The sequence below is a fragment of the Haloarcula salina genome (assembly GCF_049603855.1).
Classification (GTDB): domain Archaea; phylum Halobacteriota; class Halobacteria; order Halobacteriales; family Haloarculaceae; genus Haloarcula; species Haloarcula salina_A.
In genome coordinates, this window is sequence record NZ_CP187148.1 from 257,164 (window position 1) to 278,469 (window position 21,306).

Genomic DNA, 21,306 nt, shown 5'->3' on the forward strand with positions numbered 1-21,306 from the left:
AGAAGATATGGGATCTAATTCTATAGGATTTAGGATAGTTGGATAAAATCCAGCCCACCCCACTCACTCTGTCGCCTCGGGCTGAAGCAACCCGGCCAACGTCTCCGGGTCGAAGTCGTTGAGGGGGCGCGGTTCGTCCTTGATAGTCTTGATGACGAATTTTGAACTCGTCTGCTCGACGCCGTCGATGGACTCGTAGTCCTCGATGAGTCGCTCGACCATGCCGCGACTGGACAGGTGCGCGATGACGACGAAGTCGGTGTCGCCCATCGTGAAGTAGACCTGATTGACGCCCTCGACAGCGGCGAGCGCCTCGCCCACGTCGTCGTGGTACTGCTCGCTGTACTCCGCGGTCACCTCGGTGATGACCGTGATGTTCAGGCCGACAGCTTCGAGGTCCACGTCCAGCAGGTCATTCGTGACGAGGCCGCGCTCCCTGAGTTTCTCCAGTCGGTAGTGGACCGTCGAGGTCGGAATGCCGGTCTCCTCGGACAGTTTCTCCGCGCTCCCGGTTCCCAGTCGCGCGACCGCCGAGAGGATGGTCACGTCCTTCTCGTCCATAGTTGAATCTGGTCCCACTTCACCGGCCGCCGTTGAATACGTTCCGACCGGCCGTCCGATCACCCCCGCTGCCGCAACTGCCGTTCCCGCCGCCGATCAGGGCCGCCGGAACTCGATGGCCATGCCCTGGCCGTAGCCGACGCACTCGGTGGCGAGTCCGAGAGAGTCGTCGCGTCGCCGCATCTCGTGGAGCAGGGTCACTGGCAGTCGCGCGCCGGTCGCCCCCAGCGGATGCCCCAGGGCGATGGCGCCGCCGTTGACGTTGAACCGCTCGTCGTCGAACCCGAGTTCGCGCTTGCAGTGCAGGCACTGGCTGGCGAAGGCCTCGTTGAGTTCGACCAGGTCGTAGTCCGACGGGTTCCGTTCCTGTCGGTCACAGAGGGTTCGAACCGCGGGCACCGGGCCGACGCCCATGATCTCCGGGTCGACGCCGGCGACCGAATGGCCGCCGATCTCCCCGAGGACGGAGAGCCCGTGTCGGTCCGCGAAGGTCCGACTCGTCACCAGCAGGGCGGCGGCGCCGTCGCTGATCTGCGAGGCGTTCCCCGGCGTCACGGTCCCGTCGTCGCGGAACACGGTCGGCAGGTCGGCGAGGCGTTCGAGGGACGTGTCGGGACGGATGCCCTCGTCGCGTGAGACGCGGCCGTCCGGGGTCTCGACCGGAACGATCTCCTCCTCGAAGGCCCCCGAGGCCGCCGCGTCAGCGGCTCGCTTGTGGCTGCGGAGGGCGTACTCGTCCTGAGCCGCACGGGACACGTCGAAGCGCTCGGCGACGGCTTCGGCCGTCTGTCCCATGTTCAGCTCGTCGAGGTCGTAGTGGTCGGCCAGCCCGGGATGGACGCTGTCGATGTTCCCCGCGATTGCCACGCGGGACATGCTCTCGACGCCGCCGACGATCAGACAGTCGCGCTGGCCGGCCGCGACGGCGTCGGCTCCGCGCGCGACGGCTTCGGCCGAGGACGCGCACCAGCGGTTGATCGTCGCGCCGGGGACAGACTCCCCGAGGTCCGAGAGGAGCGCGATCACCCGCGCGAGGTTGTTACCCTGCTCGTCGCGCTGCTGGGCGCAGCCCCACAGCAGGTCGTCGACCGCGTCGCCGTCGAGGCCGGTTCGCGCGAGCAGTTCGTCGACGAGCGGGACCGAGAGGTCTTCGCTGCGAACGTCCGCGAAGACGCCGTCGCCCACGCCGAGCGGCGTCCGAACCGCCTCCACGACGACCGGTGTCATGTCCGCCGCGTTCGCGTCTCCCGCCGTCATCGCTGCTCGGCCTGGATAGCGTCTTCGAGCCCGTCGACGGCGCGTCGGAGTTGCTCCCGGTCGATGGTCAGGGGCGGCTGGAATCGGATGACGTTCTTGTAGTAGCCGCCGACGCCCATCACGATGCCCTCCTCCTCGCGGAGGTGGGTCCCGACGCGCTTTGCGAGCGTGGCGGCCGGGGCCGGCGCGTCACCGGGCCCTCGCTCGTCGGGGTCGACCAGTTCGACGCCCTGCATCAGGCCGAGGCCGCGCGTCTCCCCGACGGCGTCGAGCGATTCGAGCGCGGCGAGTTCGTCTGCCAGCCACGCCCCCTGTTCGCGGGCGTTGTCGACGATGCCGCCCTGTAGCTCGTCGATGGTCGCCAGCGCGGCGGCACAGCAGACCGGATTGCCGCCGAACGTCGAGAGGTGGTCGCCCGACTCGAACGCGTCGGCGATCTCCGCCGGCGCGGTGAACGCGCCCAGCGGCAGGCCGTTGGCGATTCCCTTCGCCTGCGTCAGGATGTCCGGGGTCACGTCGAAGTGGTCCGCGGCCCAGAACTCGCCGGTCCGGCCGTAGCCGGACTGGACCTCGTCCAGCACGAGCAGGCCGCCGTGGTCGTGGGCGATCTCCTTCACCCGCGAGAGGTAGTCGGCCGGCGGGACGATGATGCCGCCCTCGCCGATGACCGGCTCGACGACGACGGCCGCGAGGTCACCGCTCGTGTGGGTGCCGATGACGCGCTCCAGTTCCGCCGCGGCCTCGGCGGCGAACGCCTCGTCGTCCAGGTCGCCGTAGTGCGAGCGGTACTTGTAGGGGGCCGGCGCGTGGGTCACGTCGTTCAGCGTCGGGGCCATCCCGTGCTTGTAGGCGTGGTTCCCGGTGAGCGCGAGGCTCCCGAGGGTCCGTCCGTGAAAGCCCATCTCCAGGGCGACGATCTCCTTCCCGCCGGTGTACTTCCGCGCGAGTTTGATCGCGCCCTCGACGGCCTCGGTCCCGGAGTTACAGAAGAAGGACTTCTGTAAGTCGCCCGGCGTGATCTCCGCGAGGCGCTCAGCGAGGTCGGCGACCGGCTGCGAGGGGTGGACGTACGAGCAGCCGTGAACGAACGTGTCGAGCTGGTCTTTCGCCGCCTCGACGACGGCCTCGTTGTTGTGGCCGGCGTTGGCCACCGAGATGCCGGAGAACACGTCGAGGTACTCGTTGCCCTCGTGATCGAACAGGCGACACCCCTCCGCGCGCTCGACGGGGACGTTGAGCGACTTCCAGATCGGCATCACGTGCTCGTCGTACCCGGCGACCACGTCGTCGTTGTCGGTCGTCGATTGAGGTTTAGGACTCATACTATGGAAAGTATTATTCTCGTCTAGGTATACAATGGAAAACGCGACTAAAAAGTTATCGACTCTCAGAATCGATCGGAGCGTGACTTACCCATGAGCGAAAACCCAGACCACAACGACTGGCAGTTCCAGAATCGAGACATCAAGATCCTCCGCGAACTCTCGAAGGACCCGCAAATCTCCTCCAGAGAGCTCAGCGCGACGCTTAACGAAAAATACGACATCGACGTCTCCCACGTAACCGTCAGCAAGGCGATCCGGAACATGCGCTCCTCGGGCGTCTTCCGCGAGGCGATCATGCCCAACGAGGAGTTCTTCAACTTCGCCCTCTTCGAGTTCAAGTTCGACCCGCGGAACTTCGACGAGGAGTGGGAGGCGGCGATGGAGTACATCATGGACGACCCGCACACGCTGATGTACTTCATCTCGAACGGCGAGTACCAGTGGAAGACCATCATGATGTTCCAGAGCCGGGAAGCGGAGTCCCAGTGGATTCACGACTTCTACAAGCACCACGGGACCGTCGTCTCGAACGTCCGCAACTCCGTCGTCCACAACCTCCTGAAGTTCCAGACGGATCCGGAAATCTTCGAGTTGATGGACGAGGACTGAGCCGCGGGAATCGCCACGTGCCGAAATCGGGAGTCCTCAGGCCGACTTGAGGATCAGGTTCTTCCCGAGCGCGACGTCGAGCAACAGCGGGATGACGACCGTGATGATCATGAGCACCGTCGCCATCGCGTTGATCTCCGGCGTGAGGCTCGTGCGGACCATCGTGTAGATCTCGATGGGCGCGGTCACCGTGTCCGGCTGGACCCAGAACTGCGTCGCGGTGAACTCGCCGAAGCTGATGACGAACGCGAGCAACATGCCGGCGGCGAGGCCGGGCATGATCGACGGCAGCGTCACCTCGACGAACGTCTCCAGTTCGTTCGCGCCCAGCGTCAGCGCGGCCTCCTCGATGGAGCGGTCGAACCCGAACAGCTGCGCCCGCACGGTCACGAACACGTAGGGAAGCACCAGCGTCGAGTGACCGAGGACGAGAAACAGGTAGTTCTTCTGCATCCCAACGTCGGTCAGGAACGCCGTCAGCGCGACGCCGATGACGACCGGGCTGATGAGCATCGGCAGGAACAGCAAACTGGAGAGGACGCTCTTGTACCGGAAGTCCCGACGGACGAACCCGATGGCCGAGATGAGGCCGACGAGGCCGGCGACGAGGGCGCTGCCGGCCGCCACGACGAAGCTGCTGACGAGCGCGTCGAGCAGTCGGTCGCTCGCGAAGAACGTCTGGTACCAGGTCAGGCTCAGCCCCTCTGGCGGGAACGTCGCGTACTGCGTCGGATTGAACGAGATGAGGACAACGATGAACAGCGGTAGCAACAGGAACAGGTACAGCAGTCCCGTCGCGCCCCTGATCGCGTTCCACCGCGTGCCGTCCGAGAGGCGGGTGCTCACTGGTCGAACACCTCCTCGAGGCCGACGAAGCGATTGAAGACGGTGATGATGGCGAACAGCACCACCAGGTACACCATCGCCATGGCGCTCGCGAGCGGCCAGTCGAAGGCCTGTCCGAACGTCTGGCTGATGAGGTTCGCGACCATCATGTTCGCCGGGCCACCCAGCAGCGCGGGGGCCATGAAGCTCCCGACGGCGAGGATGAACACGAGGATCGATCCGGCACTGATGCCGGGCAGCGACAGCGGCAGCGTCACCTCGTAGAACGCCCGGAGCGGCGACGCACCCATCGTCTTGGCGCTCTCGATGTACTCGTCGTCGATCTTGTTGACCGTGTTGTAGATTGGGAGGATCATGAACGGAAGCAACACCTGGACGAGGCCGGTGACGACGGCCACGTCGTTGTAGAGGTAGCCGTTCGACGCGACGCCGATCCAGCCGAGCACCGTCGTGAGGAGTCCGTCGTTCCCGAGGACGAGGATCCACGCGTAGTAGCGGATGATGAGCGGCACCCAGAACGGCAACACGACGAACAGCAACAGTAGCGACCGATACCGGCTCTCTGTCCGGCCGAGGAAGTACCCGGGCACGTAGCCGAGCGCCAGCGTCACGACCGTGGTGAGGAAGCCGAACTTCAGGGACTGCCAGAGGATCAGCAGGTACGTGTTCCCGATCTGCCAGCCGAGCAGATCGACGTTCTGGAGCAGTATCTCACGGTAGTTCGCCATCGTCGCCTCGTAGACGATGGTCCCGCCGGCCCCCCGCTGCCAGAACGACAGCGAGAGGATGTAGACGAGCGGGGCGAGGAGGAACAGGGCCATCCAGGCCAGGCCGAGACCAGCCTGGATGACGGTCAGGAGGCGCTCGCGGCGCTTGACGACCTGGATGCCACGCACGACGGGGTCGGCGCGAAGCACCGCCGTCCAGAGGCGGAACCGGAGCGGCTGACTACTCGCGGGCCGCAGGTCTTCGGCGCGGGTCTCGTGACGCTCGCTCATGCCGTGGACTCACCGGCGGTGCCCGGTTGCTGGTCCGTTCCCGGGTCGCGGGCCACGACGAGGTTCTCCGGGGGCACGCTGACGTACACGGTGTCGCCCGGCTCGAACGACTCGACGTCCGTGAAGCCGTGCTTGGCGACGATGAGTTCCGTGCCGTCGTCGAGTCGGCAGAAGAACTGCGTCTTCTCGCCGAGGTAGTTCGTCGTCGCGATCTCGGCGGGGAACTCGTTGGCCGCCCCCGTCGGCTCGCGTGACACGTCGAGTTTCTCCGCGCGGAGGAAGACGCTGAGCCGGCCGCCCGGCGTCGCCGCGACGGACTGGGGCAGTTCGAACCTCACGCCGGAATCAGTCTCCAGAACCGGCGTCCCGTCGGCGCTGCCGACAGTACCCGAGAGCTGCGAGGACTGGCCGATGAAGTTCGCGACGAACTCCGAGTCGGGGCTCTCGTAGATGTCGAGCGGCCGGCCCTGCTGTGAGAGGTGACCGTCGTCGACCACGGCGACGCGGTCGGACATCGCGAACGCTTCAGCCTGGTCGTGCGTGACGTAGATGGTCGTGATGCCGAACTCGCGCTGGATGCGTTCGACTTCGACGCGCATCTGCTCGCGGAGGACGCGGTCGAGCGCCGACAGCGGCTCGTCCATGAGCAACACGTCGGGTTCGAAGACGAGCGCGCGGGCGAGCGCGACCCGCTGTTGTTGCCCCCCGGAGAGGTCTTCGGGCGAGCGGTCCATGACCTCGGGGAGGCGGACGCGCTCGAGCACGTCCGCGACTCGTTCCCGGCGCTCCGCCTCCGGGACGCCGCGCATCTTCAGCGGGAAGCCGATGTTCTCGCCGACGGTCTTGTGGGGGAACAGCGCGTAGTGCTGGAACACCATCCCGATTTCGCGCTCGTAGGGCGGTCTGTCGGTGACGTCGTCCCCGTCGATTCGGATGGTCCCCTCGGTCGGCATCTCGAGGCCGGCGATCATGCGGAGCGTCGTGGTCTTCCCGCACCCGCTGGGGCCGAGCAGGGAGACGAACTCCCCCTTCTCGGCGGTGAAGCTCACGTCGTCGACCGCGGTGACGTCCCCGAACCGTTTCGTGATGTTTTCCACTTCAACGTAACTCATGCGTGTGATCTGGTGATGGTCTGTAGTTCCGCAAGCGGGATACTCTTTCGCGCGGTCAGTACTGCCCGAGTTTGATCTGCTCGAACGTCTGGTTCCAGTCCTCCTGGTGCTGTTCCTTGAACTGCTGGTCCTGGAACTTCAGGCGCTCGCCGCCGGTCGGATCGAAGTCCGGCAGGGCTTCGATGTCGCTGGACGTGGCCCCCGTCGCCGGCGGGTAGCCGATGACGGGCGAGAGGCTCTCCATGACCTCGGGGCGGTAGGCGAACTGGATGAACTTCTCGGCGGTGTAGCGGTGTTCCGAGCCCTTCGCGATGGCGAAGGTGTCGGACCAGCCGTACGCGCCCTCCTCCGGGATGGTGTACTCGAGGTTCTCGTAGCCGTCGTCCTGCAGCGAGAGGATGCGACCGGACCAGCCGTCGCCGAGGACGGCCGTCTCGTTGGAGTACAGCGTCGTCTGCTCCTGGCCGCTGGTCCAGTACTTCTTGACCAGTTCGTGTTGCTCGGCCATCGCGTCGTACACCTGCTTGACGCCCTCCTCGTAGGAGCCGGCGTCGCCCTCCATCTTGTTGGGATCCATCCCCTGTGCGAGCGCGGTCGTGAACATCCGCACGAACGCGAACCCTTCGAGCGTCAGCGCGCCGCTGTACTCGGAGTCCCACGTGAGGTCCCACGAGAACGGCGGCGACCCGGAGACGTAGTCAGTGTTGTACACCATCCCCACGGTCCCGTAGTACAGCGGCGCGACGAACGTGTCGTCGCCCGTGCCGGCCGGGCTGTACTCGCGGAAGGCCGGGAGCAGGTTCGACCACGTGTCGATGTTGTCCAGGCGAAGCGGCTCGACGAGGTCCTGCTTGACCGCGTTGTACGAGCCCGACAGCGACGGCATGATGACGTCGTAGGAGCCGGCCGGGTTCGAGCGAACGTTCGCCAGCATCTTGTCCTGGCTGGAGAAGCTCGACTGCTCGATGGTGACGCCGAACTCCTCCTCGAAGGGCTCGATGAGGTGCTTCGTCAGCGCCTCCTGGGTCGACCCGCCCCACGAGTAAAAGCGGAGCGTGTCGGCGAGTTCGTCCTCGCCGCTCGAAGACGTGGCGGTGCCGGTGGTCCCGGAGCTCCCACCGTCACCGCTGGAACCGTCGCCGCCCGAACTCTCGCCGTCCGAGCCGCCGCCGAGACAGCCGGCGAGACCGACGACAGTCGCGCCCGCCCCCGCCTTCAGCAGTCGCCGCCGGCTCAGTGGTGCGCCGCCCGAACTTTCCATCGACTCCGACCTCCCACCGGTGTCGTTTCCGTTCGATAGTCCGTCGTCTTTCTTCATGTACGAAGATTACTCATAGCGCAAGTATAATAAAGTTTGGCAAGCGAGACATAATTACGCGAGACAGAAGATCTAGTCTCGGCCGATTAGATTAACACTGGAAAGAAGACACCAATCATGATACCACGGACACCACAGCCGGTCAGCGCCGGCGGACGGGGAGAGCGATGACGGCGGCCCCGTCGGTCGATTCGGAGGATGCACAGCGGGTCCGAGACGCGGTCGCGGACCTGACGAGCGACGCGGCGGCGTTCGCGTCGACCCTCGTGCGCGAGCGTAGCGTCCAGGGTAACGAAGCGGACGCACAGCGCCACGTCATCGAGCGCGTCCGCGAACTCGGCCTGGACGTTCGCCTCCTCGAAGCCACGGACGTGCCGGGGATCGAGGACCACCCGGAGTTCGCGGAGACGGACGACACCTACGAGGGGCGGCCGAACGTCATCGCGACGAAGCCCGGCGCGGGCGACGGCCGTTCGCTCCTGTTCAATGGTCACGTCGACGTCGTTCCCGAGGGCGACGCCGAGCAGTGGTCGTTCGATCCGTTCGGCGGGGAAATCGTCGACGGGGAACTTCGGGGACGCGGCGCGTCGGACATGAAAGGCGGCGTCGCCGCGATGCTGTTCGCTGTCGAGGCGCTTTCCCGCGCCGGCGTCGAACTCGCCGGTGACCTCACGATTCAGTCGGTCATCGAGGAAGAGGCCGGCGGCTACGGCGGGTCGCTCGCGACCGCGCTCGACGGCTGTGACGCCGACGCCGTCGTCATCCCGGAGCCGACCGACTTCGACCTCTGGATCGCCAACGACGGCGTCTCGTACTTCCGGGTGACTGTCGAGGGCCGCGGCGCGCACGCGGCTCACACGGACGAAGGTGTCAACGCAATCGAGAAGCTCTATCCCATCTTCCGGGCGCTGCAAGACCTCCACGACCGCCGGAAGGAGACGGTCCACGACGACCTCTTCGAGCGCGAGTACGAACACACCGTCTCGCTCAACCCCGGGACGATCCGGGCCGGCGAGTGGCCGTCGAGCGTCCCCGACGAGGCCGTCCTCGAAGGGCGCGTCTCGCACGCGCCAGCGGAGACGCGCGAGGGGATCAGGACGACGGTCGAGGAGACGGTCCGCGAGGCCGTCGCGGACGACCCGTGGTTCGACGAGCACCCCCCTGAAGTGGAGTGGTTCGGCTGGCGCGGGAGCTCGGCCAGTATCTCGCCCGACGAACCCATCGTCACGACGGTCCAGGACGTGCTGTCGGAGTCCCTCGGCGTCGAGCCCACCGCCAAGGGCTTCCCTGGCGGCATCGACACCCGCTTCTTCGTGAACTACGCGGACACGCCGGCCCTGTGTTTCGGTCCCGGCGCGCACAACATCCACGGCACCGACGAGTACCTCCCGGTCGATGAACTCGAACGGGCGACTGCCGGCCTCGCGCTGATCGCGATGGCGTGGTGCGGCTACGAGGTGGCGGACGAACCGGCGGCCGCGCCCGACGCGACCACGGAGGGAGCCGAATGACGCCCATCGACCACGGCGCGGTCACGGGCGAGTCGTTCCCGGACGCGGCAGGCGTGGCCTCCGGGTCCCCGACCGGCTCCCGGAGCAGACGCGACAAGACGACCGACCTCGAAACGGCGATCGACCGCTACGTCCCCGACGGCGCGAGCGTGGCCTTCGGCGGGATGGGCGGCCGCGACCCGGAAGCCGCGGCACGCGAGATCGTCAGACAGGAGAAGTCCGGCCTGACCGTCCTCGACGACGCGCGGACGACCCTGTTCGACATCATGGTCGGCGCGGGCTGTGTCGACCGCTACGTCGGCTCCTGGGTGGGGACGAGCCTCATCTCGCAGGGCCACAACGTCAGGAACGCCGTCGAGAACGACGTCCCCCACCACCTGGAGATGCGCGATGTGTCGAACTTCGGCTCCTCGCTCATGTTCCTCGCGGGCGCGATGGACGTTCCCTTCGTCCCGACCCGGTCGATGCTGGAGACGGACATCCCCGAGCACAACCCGGACATCGAGGTCGTCGAGGACCCGCTCGGCTCGGGTGACGACCTGGCGCTGGTCCCGGCCGCCACGCCCGACGTGGCCGTCATCCACGTCCAGCGCGCCGACCGCCTCGGCAACGCGCAGATCTGGGGGAACGTCGTCAACGACCACCTCAAGGCCAGAGCGGCGGACAACGTCGTCATCACCTGCGAAGAGGTCGTCCCGACCGAGACGATCCAGCGCCACCCCGAACTGACGAAGATTCCCTTCTACGCGGTCGACGCCGTCGTCGAGGTCCCGTTCGGCTCCCATCCGTGGCACTGCTACGGCTACTACTACGCCGATCTGCCCTTCTACCGCGAGTACGGGCAGCGATCGCGCGACCGCGAGGACTTCCTCGACTGGCTCGACGAGTGGATCGTTCCCCACGAGACCTATCTCGAACGGATCGGAGCCGACCGACTCGCCACACTCGAAGAGATGGAGGCCCAGATCAACGACCTGCCGCCGGTCCACGGCGACGAGGGGGAGGCGTCCAGATGACGAGCAGACAGCCCCCGTCCGCGGTCGACGAGACGGAGGGCCGGACGCCGGAGACGCTCTCGGGCGCGGATATCGACTACCCGGTCGAGGTGGATCGACCCCACGAGACGGCCGAAGATTACTCGCTGACTGAACTGCTCGCGGTCTCGGCGGCCCACGAGATCGAGAACGGCGAACTGGCCTTCATCGGCGTCGGGATGTCGCTCATCTCTGGCATCCTCGCGAAGCACACCCGGTCGCCGGACTGCCAGCTGGTCACGGAGTCGGGATACGTCGGCTCCCGACCGCCGGGCGTCGTCCAGTCCATCTCGGACACCGTCCTCGGCGTCGACGCCCTGTTCGCGTCGAACCAGTTCCAGATCTTCACCGACAATCAGCGCGGCCTCTTCGACGTGGGTATCATCGGGGCCGGCCAGATCGACCGCTACGGGAACACGAACTCCACGGTCGTCACCGGCGGCGACGCGACCTACGACCGCCCGAAGGTCCGCCTCCCCGGCTCCGGTGGGAGCAACGACATCATGACCTCGTGTGGCCGCTCGGTCGTGATGATGCGCCAGGACGAGCGCGCGTTCACGACCGATCTCGACTACCGGACCGCGCCGGGTCACCTCGACGGCGGCGACGCCCGGGACCGAGCGGGTTTCCGCGGCGATGGCCCCAGTGCGGTCATCACGGACATGGCGATCTTCCGGTTCGACGACGACGGCGAGATGGTACTCTCGGCCACCCACCCCGGCGTCAGCGTCGACGACGTGCGGAGTGAGGTCCAGTGGGACCTGCAGGTGGCGGACGATGCCTCGACGACGCCCGAACCGACCCGCGGCGAACTCGCCGTCCTCCGGGCCATCGACCCGACCGACACGGTGTTGCGCGGCAGCGACTACATCTACGAGGTCGGCTTCGAGGAGTGGAGCGAGCGCGTGATGGAACAGTGGAAGACCTTCCAGGACACACAATGAGTAACGAACAGATGACCGACGACACCACGAGCGAGCGAACGACCACGCCCGGCACGGACCTCGGCGGGATGTTTCCCCGGGCGTTCCAAAAGGAGTACGTCACGATCACCCGCGGCGAGGGCCACCACGTCTGGGACGCCGACGGCAACCGCTACGTCGACGCCATCGCCGGCAACCAGAACGTCAACATCGGCCACGGCCGAGAGGAAGTCGCCGAGGCCGCAAAGGAGCAGATCGAGCGCCTGGAGTACACCTCCAGCATGCTGTTCGCCAACGAGCCCGCGATGGAGTACACCGAGCGCATCGCCGAGTTCACGCCCGACGGCTTCGAGCACACGTGGCTCGTCTCCAGCGGGTCGGAGGCCAACGAGAGCGCCGTCAAGATGGCCCGCCAGTACCACTACGAGCGGGGCAACGAGGGCAAGTACAAGGTCCTCTCGCGCCGGAAAAGCTACCACGGCAACACCGGCATCGCCATGGCCCTCTCGGGCTTTCCCGCCCGCAAGACGAAGATGGAGCCGCTGTTCGACAACTGGCCGAAGGTGCCCAACGGCTCGCCCTACCGCTGTGGCTTTTGCGGCGGTGACGGCGGCGAGGCCTGCGGGCGGCGCTGTGCCGACGAGGTCGAGCGCATCATCCAGCAGGAGGGTCCCGACACCGTCGCGGCGTTCATCGCGGAACCGGTCACCGGTGCCGCCAACGCCGCCGCCTCGCCCCACGACGGCTACTTCGAGCGGATCCGGGAGATCTGCGACGAGTACGACGTGCTGTTCATCGTGGACGAGGTGATGGCCGGCTTCGGCCGGACCGGCGAGAACTTCGCCATCGAGCACTGGGACGTGACGCCGGACATCATCACCGGCGCGAAAGGGATGAGCGGCGGCTATTCGCCCATCGGGGGCACGATGCCCCACCGCCGCGTCGCCGAGGTGTTCGAGGACGTCGAAGACGGCTTCCAGCACGGCCACACCTACTGTTTCAACCCCGCCTCGGCCGCCATCGGCTCCGCGGTTCTCGACTACATGACCGACCACGACCTCGTCGCCAACGCTCGCGACGTGGGCTCGTATATGCGCGAGCGCTTCGAGGAGTTCTACGAGTACGAGATGATCGGCGACGTGCGCGGGAAGGGCCTCATGCTCGGCGTCGAGTTTGTCGGCGACCGCGAGACGAAAGAACCGCTCTCGTCGTCCGGTGGCGAGTTCCAGTCGCTCCTGTTCGAGACCGGACTCGACGAGGGCGTGTTGACCTACCCCGGCGGCGGGCACGTCGACGGCAACCGCGGCGACCACGCCCTCGTCACGCCGCCGCTCACCATCGACCGCGCGGTCGCCGACGAGATCGTCGACCGCCTGCACGCGACCTTCGAACGCGTCGAGGCGGAACTGGACGACTAAGGCGGACCGCCGTGGGCCTCTCTCGCAGGACCCGCCGGTTCAGTGGATGGACCGGTCCTCGTCCTCCCAGTACCGGTCCCTGAGCGCGTTCCGGTCGACTTTTCCGAGATCCGTCGTCGGCAGCGACTCGGCGACCTCATAGGATTTCGGCTTCTTGTAGCCCGCAAGCCGTTCGTCGGCGAATTCCCGGAGGCTTTCCCGGTCGACAGTCGACCCCGCCGGTACGACGACGGCGTGGACGGCCTCGCCCCACTCGTCGTCCGGGACGCCGACGACGGCGGCGTCGGTCACCTCGGGATACTCTCGGAGGACTCGCTCGACGGTCCGGCTGTAGACGTTCATCCCGCCGGTGACGATCACGTCGCTGCTGCGGTCCAGCAGCGTCAGGTACCCGTCCTCGTCCATCGTCCCGACGTCGCCGGTGTACACCCAGCCGTCCCGGAGCGACTCGGCGGTCGCGTCCGGGCGCTCGTAGTACTCCTCGAACGCGTACGGCGCGGCGACCACCACCTCGCCGACCTCGCCCGGCGGGAGTGGGTCGTCAGTCTCCGGGTCCCGGATCTCGACTGTCGCTCGCAGGCAGGAGGTCCCCGCCGACCGGAGGCGCTCGGTGTCGCCCGCCTCGGCGGCACGGGCGTGCTCCTGGGGCGGGAACGTCGCGATGAGGTTCGGGACCTCGGTCTGGCCGTAGAACTGGTGGAAGACGGGGCCGATTCGCTCGATGGCGGCTTCGAGCCGGTCGGTCCGCATCGGCGCGGCCCCGTAGACGATCCGGTCGAGCGACGAGAGGTCCGCGGCCGCGAGGCTGTCGGCCTCGAGCAGGCGGTAGAGCATCGTCGGGACCAGGAACGTCCACGTCACGTTTGCCCGTTCGATCGTCGCGGCCGCGTCGTCGGGGTCGAAGCCGTCGCGCAACAGTACCGTGCCCCCGCCGAGCAGCGCCGCCCAGCAGAACGTCCCCGCCGAGTGCGACAGCGGGGTCGTCAGCAGGCCCACGTCGTCGCCGTCGAAGCCGAACTCCAGCAAATGCGCCCCCACGTTCTCGACGAGGCCCCGGTGGGAGTAACAGACCCCCTTCGGCTGGCCCGTCGTGCCGCCGGTGTAGTAGTGGCCGGCGACGCCGTCGGGGTCGGGCGTCGGCCGGTCGCCGTCGCCGTCGTAGCGGGCGAGCAGCTCCTCGTACCGATGCACGTCGACGCCGTCGGCAGGATCCGCGCCCGCCTGCGAAACGGCCGTGTCCTCGACCGCCGAGGCCGCGTCGTCAGCGCCGACGACGATCACCGTTCGAAGCGAGTCGATTTCGCGCGAGACGGCCGCCACGGCGTCGAACCGCGCCGCGTCGCAGATGACTGTCGCTGCTCCGGCGTCCTCGATGAGGTACTGCAGTTCGTCGGTGCTGTGTTGGGGATTGAGCGGGAGGCGCGCCCCGCCGGCACGCAGGATTCCGATATCCACGACCGGGCTCGCCGCCGCGTTCCCCAGCAGTGCGCCGACTCGATCCGCCGTGTCGACGCCGAGGTCGCCAAGCGCGTCGGCCAGGCTCGCCGACCGCTCGTCGAGGTCGGCGTACGAGAGCGACCGAGTCCCGTCGCGTATCGCCGGGCGGTCGGCGTACTTCCGCAGGGCCCGGTCGAAGAGCCCCGGGAGCGTCCGAGGGTACCGCGCATCCATACCAACACTCGGCCCGCGACGGTGAAAAATCCACAGGGGCTCGGAGCGACGCGAGCGGCCTGCGACCGCGGCAGGGGAACGGTTTTTGCCCCGGAGCGCCGATACCGTGGTATGCGCGCAGCCATCTACCGCGGTCCCGGTGAGATCGCCGTCGAAGAGGTCCCGCGACCGGAAATCGAGTCGCCCACGGACGCCATCGTCCGCGTGACACACACCGCGGTCTGTGGCTCTGACCTGTGGTTTTACCGCGGCGACAGCGACCGCGAGGAGGGGTCTCGCGTCGGGCACGAGCCGATGGGCATCGTCGAGGAGGTCGGCGACGACGTACGGTCGGTCGAACCGGGCGACCGGGTGTTCGCGCCTTTCGTCATCAGTTGCGGCCGCTGTGAGTTCTGCCGGAAGGGCCTGCACACCTCCTGCGTGAACGGCGACTCCTGGGGCGGCGACAACGGCGGCGGCCAGGGCGAGTACGTCCGGGCGACGGAGGCCGACGGCACGCTCGTCCGCGTTCCGGACCGCCACGCCGACGACGAGGACACGCTCGAAGCGATCCTCCCGCTGACGGACGTGATGGGGACGGGCCACCACGCCGCCGTCAGCGCCGGCGTCGACGAGGGCGACACCTGTATCGTCATCGGCGACGGTGCGGTCGGGCTCTGTGGCGTCCTCGCGGCGTGCCGTCTCGGCGCGGAACGCATCATCGCCATGGGCCACCACGAGGACCGCCTCGCGATCGCCGAGGACTTCGGTGCAACTGAAATCGTCTCGGCCCGCGGGCAGGAGGCGGTCGACGCCGCGCTCGACCTGACCGACGGCGGCGCGAACCACGTCATGGAGTGCGTCGGGGCGGCTTCGGCGATGGACACGGCGACGGACGTGTGCCGGCCCGGCGGGACCGTCGGCTACGTCGGCGTCCCCCACGGCGTCAACGAGCAGGGGCTCGACATGTTCTCGCTGTTCGGCGACAACATCTCGCTCAGCGGCGGCGTCGCCCCGGTCCGTGCCTACGCGGAGGACCTGCTCGCGGACGTGCTCCAGGGCACGCTCGACCCCTCGCCGATCTTCACGAAGACCGTCGATCTCGACGGCGTCCCCGACGGCTACCGGGCGATGGACGAACGCGAGGCGATCAAGGTGCTGGTAAAGCCCTGACCGGGCGCGATGGCTGTGGGCGTCAGCCGCCCGCTACGTCGCCGCCCGAACGTCGACTGCTCCCGAGGCCAGTACGCTCACGGTGTAGCCACAGTACCGGAACCGAACGACGCCGTCAGTCTCCGGCCGGGCGAACAGCGAGTCGAGGGCGTCCGGGTCTACCACGTACGCGAGGGGTGGCGCGAGCTCCCACGGGGAGACGTTTTCGGCATCCGCGACCGCCTCGACGACCGCCTCGCTCGGTTCGAAGCGGTCGGGTGACGCCATCTCGGTCACGAACTCCCCCACTTGCGGTCGGGCGACGAGCGCCGGGACTCCGGTTCCGGGAGGAGCGTCGATAGCGCCTCGCGGACCCGCTGACTGTCCGCGAGCGACACCCGTTCTCCCTCTCTGTCCCAGTCGATCACGGCCGCCTGGTGGAGCTTCGGCAGGTGACAGTGATACAGCATGGTCCGTCGGCGGTTGGCCTGCTCGTCCGTGACGGCGTCGCCGGGAACGTCTCGGTCCCGCGCGACGAGTTCGGTCGCGAGTCGCTCGACGGGGAGCGGTACCGACTCGGTGCGCTGCTGTAGCACACGCAGTATCGACCGGCGATCAGTGTTAGAGAGCGAGGCGGTCAGCGATTCGAGAAATTCGGTCTCACCCATCTCCGGGCGTGCGCTGTCGATATCCATGGCCACAGTTCTGGCGCGACCGTGATCTGAACTGGGCTTGCACACGCAACCCGGGGACCCGCTCAGCCGTCGACGCAGCGAACCGTCGAGCCACACGCCGGGCAGTGCTGGCGCTCCGTATCGAATGTCAGCCCACACAGTGCGCACTTGTACGTCGATTTCCCACCGAGTCGGGACTGTATCTGTCGGCGAATACTCATCGGTTATCTCACCCGAGTTTCCCGCAGGTACGACAGCGCGGGCGTTCGGCCGCCGGGTCGAACGCCAGCGCGACTTCGTTGCAGTGGTGGCAGTATCTGTCGGCTCCGGTGTGGTGCGACCGCGCGTCCGAGACGCCCCCGGTCGTCGGTGCGGTGGAATCGTGAATCGCCATGTGAACTACAACCACGGCATCCTGTAAAGTACTTTTGGACATACGGCCTGAACCATCCTTATATTCTGCCCAACTCCCCTCACGATTGCGTATATTTCTGATGTGTGTCGAGTATAGATCTATATATGTGGGGAATACGTCGGAAAACCCGGCGATGGGTCTGATTGAGATCTCGGCGAGACCCGTACTGGAAGCGGACGGCAAGAGAACGTCTGCGATTTCTTCGCGTCGGTCGCTCAGTCGGCGCTGTGTCTCGGGACGTAGCGGCACTCGCTACAGCGCCAGGCGCGATCGACGAACTCGATTTCGCCGTGACAGTCGGGGCAACGGTACGTTTCCGCGGCGGTGTTCTGGTGAATTGCCATTACCGGAGTGGTGACTGTCATCTCCCAAGAAGGTTGCTCTAATACTGCTGATATAATATTAGGTCCTATATGCCGTCAACGGAGATTGTGGCGAGATATGCGCGCTCTGAAGCTCTCTCCTTCAGCATTCTCGTTTCACGGTCTCATACTGTATTAGGTCAGTTGTAGAATAGGTACTCTGTGACATAGCACTGACCGTCACTGCAGACCCGATCGAACGGAGACCTCGCCTACGCCACCCGTCCAGACTCCGGATCGTAGTTGACGACGCCCATGTCTGCCATTCGGGGGAGGTGGTTGTGATGCAGGGCGGTAGCGATGGACGAGACGCGGTCGGAAGCCGGGTCACCGTCGCCGGCCTCGTGTTCGGCGACTGCCGCCGCCAGTTCGTCGAGGTCGACCGGACAACGCCTCTCCGAGAGGACGGATAGCGCCGTCTGCCGACACTCGGAGGCGAGCAGGCGACTGCGCTCGGACTGAGAGAGGCCGGCCCGCTCGAACAGCGCGGTCGCGTCGTCGGGACTCGCTTCGGTCTCCATCGCGTTCGGGTCAGACGGTACTGGTGTCGGGGACATACCTGTCTGTGCCGTGGAGGGGGTCGGAGGTAAGGCTGACCTAGTAAGAATTAGACTGTGTCAGACGATTCGACGTGTCGGGACGAACGCGAGTCCGACGATCTCACACGAAACAGACCCCTCGTCTGCGCCACAACAGGCAGATCGCCGGGGGTGACTCCGTCGACGGAGTCTATATATTTGTGGCGGTCATCTCGTCTGTAATGGCTCCGAACTCGTTGACGCCGGCCCTCAGAGAAACGCTGTCGGCATTCGAGACCGCCGGCGTCCCGCTCACGACGAACGAGGTGGCGGAGCGCCTCGACCTCGGACGGCGCAGCACGTACGACCGACTCGACCGACTCGCCGACAGCGAGCGCCTTCGAACCAAGAAAGTCGGCGCAAACGCCCGCGTCTGGTGGCTTCCGATCAGCGACGACTCCCGTACGGACGGCCTGGCGGGCGAATCGGACACGACACAGGAAATCGAGGCCACCGATACCACGGACCTGCGCCGGGCCGACCAGGCACAGACACGCCGGGACTGGCAGTTCCGGTCGCTGGTCGAAGCGACCGAGGAGTACGCCATCTTCCTGCTCGACTCCGACGGGCGCATCCAGACGTGGAACGAGGGGGCCAGACGGATCAAGGGGTACGACGCGGACGAGATCGTCGGGGAGCACTTCTCGACGTTCTACACTGCCGAGGAGCGTGCTGCCGGGAACCCCGAGTCGAATCTGGACGCCGCCGCCGCGGACGGAACGTACCAGGAGGAGGGGTGGCGGATCCGGGCCGACGGGTCGCGGTTCTGGGCCAGCGTGACGATAACCGCGCTCTTCGACGACGATTCGCTCGAGGGGTACGCGAAGGTCACGCGTGACATGACCGAACGCCGCGAGACCGAGCGAGAACTCCGACAGGAGAAGGCCTTCGTCGAGAGCCTCTTCGACAACCAGCGGGACGTCCTCTACGCGGTCGACGCCGACGGCGAGTTCCTCCGGTGGAACGATCGGTTCGAGACCGTGACTGGCTGTGACCCGGCCCAGATACGAGACAGCGATCCGCTCGACTTCGTCGGCGAAGCGACACGGGCCGCGGCCAGAGACGCCTTCGAGCGCGTGCTCGAACACGGTGAGAGCGAGACCGTCGAACTCCTGCTCGAAACCGAAGACGGTGACGTGCCCTACGAGTTCACAGCGTCGCCAGTCGTCGACGGCGGCCGGATCGTCGGCGTGACGGGCATCGGTCGTGACGTCAGCGAGCGAAAGCGGCGACAGCGCGAGATCGAGCGCCAGCGGGACGACCTGGAAGCGGAGTTAGGTGAGGTGTTCGAGCGGATCGACGAGGCGTTCTTCGGGCTCGACGAGGACTGGCGGTTCACCCACGTCAGCGAGCGGGCGGCGGACCTGTTGAGCCGGTCGGTCGGCGAACTCGTCGGTCGCAGTGTGTGGGACGAGTTCCCGGGATCCGTCGATTCGACGTTCCAGCGGAAGTACGAGGAGGCGTTCGAGACGCAGGACCCGGTCACGTTCGAGGAGTTCTACCCGCCGCTGGCCGCCTGGTTCGAGGTGAGCGCCTATCCGTCCGAGAGCGGGCTGTCGGTGTACTTTCGCGACATCACCGATCGAAAGGAGCGCGAGCGCGACCTCGAACGGTACGAGACCATCGTCGGGACGGTCGACGACGGCATCTACGTCGTCGACGAGGACGGCTATTTCACCGCGGTCAACGAGGCATACGAATCGCTGGTCGGCCACTCGCGCGAGGAGTTGCTCGGGGCGCACGTCTCGACAGTCATCGACGACGAAGACACGCTGGACGCGGCGAACGAGATCGAATCGGAACTGGCGGCCGGAGAGCGATCGACCGCGTCGCTCGAAGCGGAACTGACGACTCCCGACGGCGATACCAGGGTCGGTGAGGCGACGTTCGCGCTGATGGACACCGAAGACGGGTACGAACGCGTCGGTGTCGTTCGGGACGTCACCGAGCGAAAGGAGCGCGAGCGCGACCTCGAACGGTACGAGACCATCGTCGAGACGGTCGGTGACGGCATCTACGCCGTCGACGACGAGGGGCGATTCGTCCTGGTCAACGACGGCTTCTGCGAGCTCACGGGGTACGATCGGTCCGAATTACTCGGCGCGCACGCCACGACGATCCACGACGACGAGATCACGCCCCGGGCCGAGGCGATTGCGGACAACGTCGTCGGCGGGGAGCGAGAGGTCGGACGGCTCGAACTCGACGTCCACACGAAGTCCGGCGACACCGTGCGCTGCGAGAGCCGCCTCTCGCCGTTTCCGCTGGGTGACAGTTACGGCCGCTGTGGGGTCACCCGCGACATCTCGGCCCGTCTCGAACGCGAGCAGGAACTGCTCCGCCAGCGCAGGCAGCTCGCGGCCCTGAACAACCTCCACCACGTCGTCCGCGACATCACCGACGCCGTCATCGAGCGGTCCACCCGAGACGAAATCGAGGCGGCCGTCTGCGAGCGGATCGCGGCGACGAGTTCCTACCGATTCGCCTGGATCGGAGACGCCGACAGGGTCGCCGAGACCATAACGTTCCGCACCGGGGCCGGCGTCGACGGCTACCTCGACGACGTCACGATAGCGCTCGACCCGGACGACGAGCGGGCCGACGGGCCGACCGGGCGGGCCTTCCGCACGGGCGAGATACAGACGACGCGGGACGTTGAGACGGACCCGCGGTTCGAGCCCTGGCGCGACAACGCCGTGGAACACGGGATCCGCTCGTCGGCCGCGGTGCCGATCCGCCACGAGGAGACGACGTACGGCGTCCTCAACGTCTACGCGGACCGAACCGACGCCTTCGAGGAGACGGAGCGAGCGGTGCTCGCCCAGCTCGGCGAGGTCGTCGGGCACGCCATCGCGGCGACCGAGCGAAAGCGAGCGCTGATGAGCGACGAGATCGTGGAGCTACAGTTTCGCCTCCCGAAGATCTTCGAGACCCTCGACATCCCGTCGACGGACTCCGGGCGTATCACGATCGAGCACGCGACACCCATCCACGACTCGGAGTACCTCGTGTACGGCACGGCGACGGCCGACGCGGTCGACAGCGTGCGCGGCATCGTCGAGACGATTCCGCACTGGGAAGCCGTGACGTTCCGGGAGGGAGACGGCGAGACCGGCTTCGAGGCCAGGCTCTCCGAGCCGCCGGTGCTCTCGACGGTCGCGTCCCTCGGCGGGTCCGTCGAACAGGCGACGATCGAGGACGGCACCTACGACATGACGATCTACGTCCCGACCAGCGTCGACGTTCGACAGGTGATCGATACCGTCACCGAGGCGTACCCGAGTATCAACCTCCTCAAGCGACGGCAGCGAACCCGTGACACCGAAACGACGACGCAGGTCCGTCAGGTCCTGGAGTCGGACCTCACCGAGCGGCAACTGGCCTCGCTGCAGGCCGCCTACTACGCGGGCTTCTTCGAGTGGCCGCGCGACGCCTCCGGCGAGGACGTCGCCGACTCGCTCGGCGTGGCTCCCCCAACCTTCCACCAGCACCTTCGGAAGGCCGAATCGAAGGTGTTCGATCGCCTCCTCTCGACGGAGCTATCCGCGACTCCGTGATCTGGG

20 protein-coding genes are annotated in these 21,306 nt (G+C 66.8%); 7 read left to right on the forward strand and 13 right to left on the reverse strand.

Annotated features, from left to right (window positions below; translation table 11 throughout):
* Positions 1–63: 63 nt before the first annotated feature.
* The 3 genes from ACOZ4I_RS18545 to ACOZ4I_RS18555 all read right to left on the reverse strand — a co-directional run bounded on the left by ACOZ4I_RS18545 (position 64) and on the right by ACOZ4I_RS18555 (position 3,140).
* Positions 64–561: an Lrp/AsnC family transcriptional regulator gene (locus tag ACOZ4I_RS18545; protein ID WP_424004901.1), complete on the reverse strand. Its 498-nt coding sequence runs from the start codon at positions 559–561 to the stop codon at positions 64–66.
* A 96-nt stretch (positions 562–657) separates the two neighbouring features.
* The gene (locus ACOZ4I_RS18550) at positions 658–1,818 is read right to left on the reverse strand and encodes a thiolase family protein (RefSeq protein WP_424004902.1); all 1,161 of its coding nucleotides are present in this window, start codon (positions 1,816–1,818) and stop codon (positions 658–660) included.
* Positions 1,815–3,140 (reverse strand): aspartate aminotransferase family protein, encoded by a 1,326-nt coding sequence (locus ACOZ4I_RS18555; RefSeq protein WP_424004903.1) that lies wholly within the window; start codon positions 3,138–3,140, stop codon positions 1,815–1,817. The genes ACOZ4I_RS18550 and ACOZ4I_RS18555 overlap by 4 nt, the downstream gene beginning before the upstream one ends.
* Positions 3,141–3,233: 93 nt before the next feature.
* Here ACOZ4I_RS18555 and ACOZ4I_RS18560 point away from each other — a divergent pair, with 93 nt between their 5' ends.
* Entirely contained in the window at positions 3,234–3,752 is a 519-nt protein-coding gene (locus tag ACOZ4I_RS18560; protein ID WP_424004904.1) for an Lrp/AsnC family transcriptional regulator, read from the forward strand.
* A 36-nt stretch (positions 3,753–3,788) separates the two neighbouring features.
* Here the strand turns inward: ACOZ4I_RS18560 and ACOZ4I_RS18565 are convergent, their stop codons facing one another.
* From ACOZ4I_RS18565 to ACOZ4I_RS18580, 4 genes are read right to left on the reverse strand one after another with little or no spacing between them, the layout of a single operon-like run.
* Entirely contained in the window at positions 3,789–4,598 is an 810-nt protein-coding gene (locus ACOZ4I_RS18565) for an ABC transporter permease (RefSeq protein ID WP_424004905.1), read from the reverse strand.
* Positions 4,595–5,596 (reverse strand): ABC transporter permease, encoded by a 1,002-nt coding sequence (locus tag ACOZ4I_RS18570; RefSeq protein ID WP_424004906.1) that lies wholly within the window; start codon positions 5,594–5,596, stop codon positions 4,595–4,597. Before ACOZ4I_RS18570 ends, ACOZ4I_RS18565 begins: the two co-directional genes overlap by 4 nt.
* Positions 5,593–6,708 carry an ABC transporter ATP-binding protein gene (locus ACOZ4I_RS18575; RefSeq protein ID WP_424004907.1) on the reverse strand — a complete coding sequence of 372 codons (1,116 nt, stop codon included), beginning with the start codon at positions 6,706–6,708 and terminating at the stop codon, positions 5,593–5,595. Before ACOZ4I_RS18575 ends, ACOZ4I_RS18570 begins: the two co-directional genes overlap by 4 nt.
* A gap of 55 nt (positions 6,709–6,763) precedes the next feature.
* Positions 6,764–7,969, reverse strand: a complete 1,206-nt coding sequence (locus ACOZ4I_RS18580) for an ABC transporter substrate-binding protein (RefSeq protein WP_424004908.1) — start codon at positions 7,967–7,969, stop codon at positions 6,764–6,766.
* 224 nt (positions 7,970–8,193) lie between these two features.
* On the opposite strand from ACOZ4I_RS18580, the gene ACOZ4I_RS18585 reads away from it, so the two are divergent.
* From ACOZ4I_RS18585 to ACOZ4I_RS18600, 4 genes are read left to right on the forward strand one after another with little or no spacing between them, the layout of a single operon-like run.
* Positions 8,194–9,537 (forward strand): ArgE/DapE family deacylase, encoded by a 1,344-nt coding sequence (locus ACOZ4I_RS18585; protein WP_424004909.1) that lies wholly within the window; start codon positions 8,194–8,196, stop codon positions 9,535–9,537.
* Positions 9,534–10,553 (forward strand): CoA transferase subunit A, encoded by a 1,020-nt coding sequence (locus ACOZ4I_RS18590; protein ID WP_424004910.1) that lies wholly within the window; start codon positions 9,534–9,536, stop codon positions 10,551–10,553. Before ACOZ4I_RS18585 ends, ACOZ4I_RS18590 begins: the two co-directional genes overlap by 4 nt.
* Positions 10,550–11,515 (forward strand): CoA-transferase subunit beta, encoded by a 966-nt coding sequence (locus ACOZ4I_RS18595; RefSeq protein WP_424004911.1) that lies wholly within the window; start codon positions 10,550–10,552, stop codon positions 11,513–11,515. Before ACOZ4I_RS18590 ends, ACOZ4I_RS18595 begins: the two co-directional genes overlap by 4 nt.
* Complete coding sequence (locus ACOZ4I_RS18600) at positions 11,512–12,912, forward strand: aspartate aminotransferase family protein (RefSeq protein WP_424004912.1); 1,401 nt, start codon at positions 11,512–11,514, stop codon at positions 12,910–12,912. Before ACOZ4I_RS18595 ends, ACOZ4I_RS18600 begins: the two co-directional genes overlap by 4 nt.
* 39 nt (positions 12,913–12,951) lie before the next feature.
* Here the strand turns inward: ACOZ4I_RS18600 and ACOZ4I_RS18605 are convergent, their stop codons facing one another.
* Positions 12,952–14,583, reverse strand: a complete 1,632-nt coding sequence (locus ACOZ4I_RS18605; RefSeq protein ID WP_424004913.1) for an AMP-binding protein — start codon at positions 14,581–14,583, stop codon at positions 12,952–12,954.
* A gap of 111 nt (positions 14,584–14,694) precedes the next feature.
* Between ACOZ4I_RS18605 and ACOZ4I_RS18610 the strand changes: the two genes are divergently transcribed.
* Complete coding sequence (locus ACOZ4I_RS18610; protein WP_424004914.1) at positions 14,695–15,735, forward strand: zinc-dependent alcohol dehydrogenase family protein; 1,041 nt, start codon at positions 14,695–14,697, stop codon at positions 15,733–15,735.
* 33 nt (positions 15,736–15,768) lie between these two features.
* Here the strand turns inward: ACOZ4I_RS18610 and ACOZ4I_RS18615 are convergent, their stop codons facing one another.
* From ACOZ4I_RS18615 to ACOZ4I_RS18635, 5 genes are all read right to left on the reverse strand, one after another.
* A complete protein-coding gene (locus ACOZ4I_RS18615) occupies positions 15,769–16,002 on the reverse strand; it encodes a HalOD1 output domain-containing protein (RefSeq protein WP_424004915.1) in 234 nt (77 codons plus the stop codon).
* A gap of 5 nt (positions 16,003–16,007) precedes the next feature.
* Complete coding sequence (locus ACOZ4I_RS18620) at positions 16,008–16,409, reverse strand: DUF7344 domain-containing protein (protein WP_424004916.1); 402 nt, start codon at positions 16,407–16,409, stop codon at positions 16,008–16,010.
* A 208-nt stretch (positions 16,410–16,617) separates the two neighbouring features.
* Positions 16,618–16,782 (reverse strand): hypothetical protein, encoded by a 165-nt coding sequence (locus tag ACOZ4I_RS18625; RefSeq protein WP_424004917.1) that lies wholly within the window; start codon positions 16,780–16,782, stop codon positions 16,618–16,620.
* Positions 16,783–17,018: 236 nt separating this feature from the next.
* Positions 17,019–17,147, reverse strand: coding sequence for a hypothetical protein (locus ACOZ4I_RS18630; protein ID WP_424004918.1), 129 nt, complete (start codon positions 17,145–17,147; stop codon positions 17,019–17,021).
* 230 nt (positions 17,148–17,377) lie between these two features.
* A complete protein-coding gene (locus tag ACOZ4I_RS18635) occupies positions 17,378–17,722 on the reverse strand; it encodes a DUF7344 domain-containing protein (RefSeq protein ID WP_424004919.1) in 345 nt (114 codons plus the stop codon).
* Positions 17,723–17,925: 203 nt separating this feature from the next.
* Here ACOZ4I_RS18635 and ACOZ4I_RS18640 point away from each other — a divergent pair, with 203 nt between their 5' ends.
* Entirely contained in the window at positions 17,926–21,300 is a 3,375-nt protein-coding gene (locus tag ACOZ4I_RS18640; RefSeq protein ID WP_424004920.1) for a PAS domain S-box protein, read from the forward strand.
* Positions 21,301–21,306 lie beyond the last annotated feature (6 nt).

Bases quoted from the DNA above. Each gene is read 5' to 3' on its own strand.
- ACOZ4I_RS18545 (WP_424004901.1), bottom strand. From the start codon at position 561: ATGGACGAGAAGGACGTGACCATCCTCTCGGCGGTCGCGCGACTGGGA.
- ACOZ4I_RS18550 (WP_424004902.1), bottom strand. From the start codon at position 1,818: ATGACGGCGGGAGACGCGAACGCGGCGGACATGACACCGGTCGTCGTG.
- ACOZ4I_RS18555 (WP_424004903.1), bottom strand. From the start codon at position 3,140: ATGAGTCCTAAACCTCAATCGACGACCGACAACGACGACGTGGTCGCC.
- ACOZ4I_RS18560 (WP_424004904.1), top strand. From the start codon at position 3,234: ATGAGCGAAAACCCAGACCACAACGACTGGCAGTTCCAGAATCGAGAC.
- ACOZ4I_RS18570 (WP_424004906.1), bottom strand. From the start codon at position 5,596: ATGAGCGAGCGTCACGAGACCCGCGCCGAAGACCTGCGGCCCGCGAGT.
- ACOZ4I_RS18575 (WP_424004907.1), bottom strand. From the start codon at position 6,708: ATGAGTTACGTTGAAGTGGAAAACATCACGAAACGGTTCGGGGACGTC.
- ACOZ4I_RS18580 (WP_424004908.1), bottom strand. From the start codon at position 7,969: ATGGAAAGTTCGGGCGGCGCACCACTGAGCCGGCGGCGACTGCTGAAG.
- ACOZ4I_RS18585 (WP_424004909.1), top strand. From the start codon at position 8,194: ATGACGGCGGCCCCGTCGGTCGATTCGGAGGATGCACAGCGGGTCCGA.
- ACOZ4I_RS18590 (WP_424004910.1), top strand. From the start codon at position 9,534: ATGACGCCCATCGACCACGGCGCGGTCACGGGCGAGTCGTTCCCGGAC.
- ACOZ4I_RS18595 (WP_424004911.1), top strand. From the start codon at position 10,550: ATGACGAGCAGACAGCCCCCGTCCGCGGTCGACGAGACGGAGGGCCGG.
- ACOZ4I_RS18600 (WP_424004912.1), top strand. From the start codon at position 11,512: ATGAGTAACGAACAGATGACCGACGACACCACGAGCGAGCGAACGACC.
- ACOZ4I_RS18605 (WP_424004913.1), bottom strand. From the start codon at position 14,583: ATGGATGCGCGGTACCCTCGGACGCTCCCGGGGCTCTTCGACCGGGCC.
- ACOZ4I_RS18610 (WP_424004914.1), top strand. From the start codon at position 14,695: ATGCGCGCAGCCATCTACCGCGGTCCCGGTGAGATCGCCGTCGAAGAG.
- ACOZ4I_RS18615 (WP_424004915.1), bottom strand. From the start codon at position 16,002: ATGGCGTCACCCGACCGCTTCGAACCGAGCGAGGCGGTCGTCGAGGCG.
- ACOZ4I_RS18620 (WP_424004916.1), bottom strand. From the start codon at position 16,409: ATGGATATCGACAGCGCACGCCCGGAGATGGGTGAGACCGAATTTCTC.
- ACOZ4I_RS18625 (WP_424004917.1), bottom strand. From the start codon at position 16,782: ATGGCGATTCACGATTCCACCGCACCGACGACCGGGGGCGTCTCGGAC.
- ACOZ4I_RS18630 (WP_424004918.1), bottom strand. From the start codon at position 17,147: ATGGCAATTCACCAGAACACCGCCGCGGAAACGTACCGTTGCCCCGAC.
- ACOZ4I_RS18635 (WP_424004919.1), bottom strand. From the start codon at position 17,722: ATGTCCCCGACACCAGTACCGTCTGACCCGAACGCGATGGAGACCGAA.
- ACOZ4I_RS18640 (WP_424004920.1), top strand. From the start codon at position 17,926: ATGGCTCCGAACTCGTTGACGCCGGCCCTCAGAGAAACGCTGTCGGCA.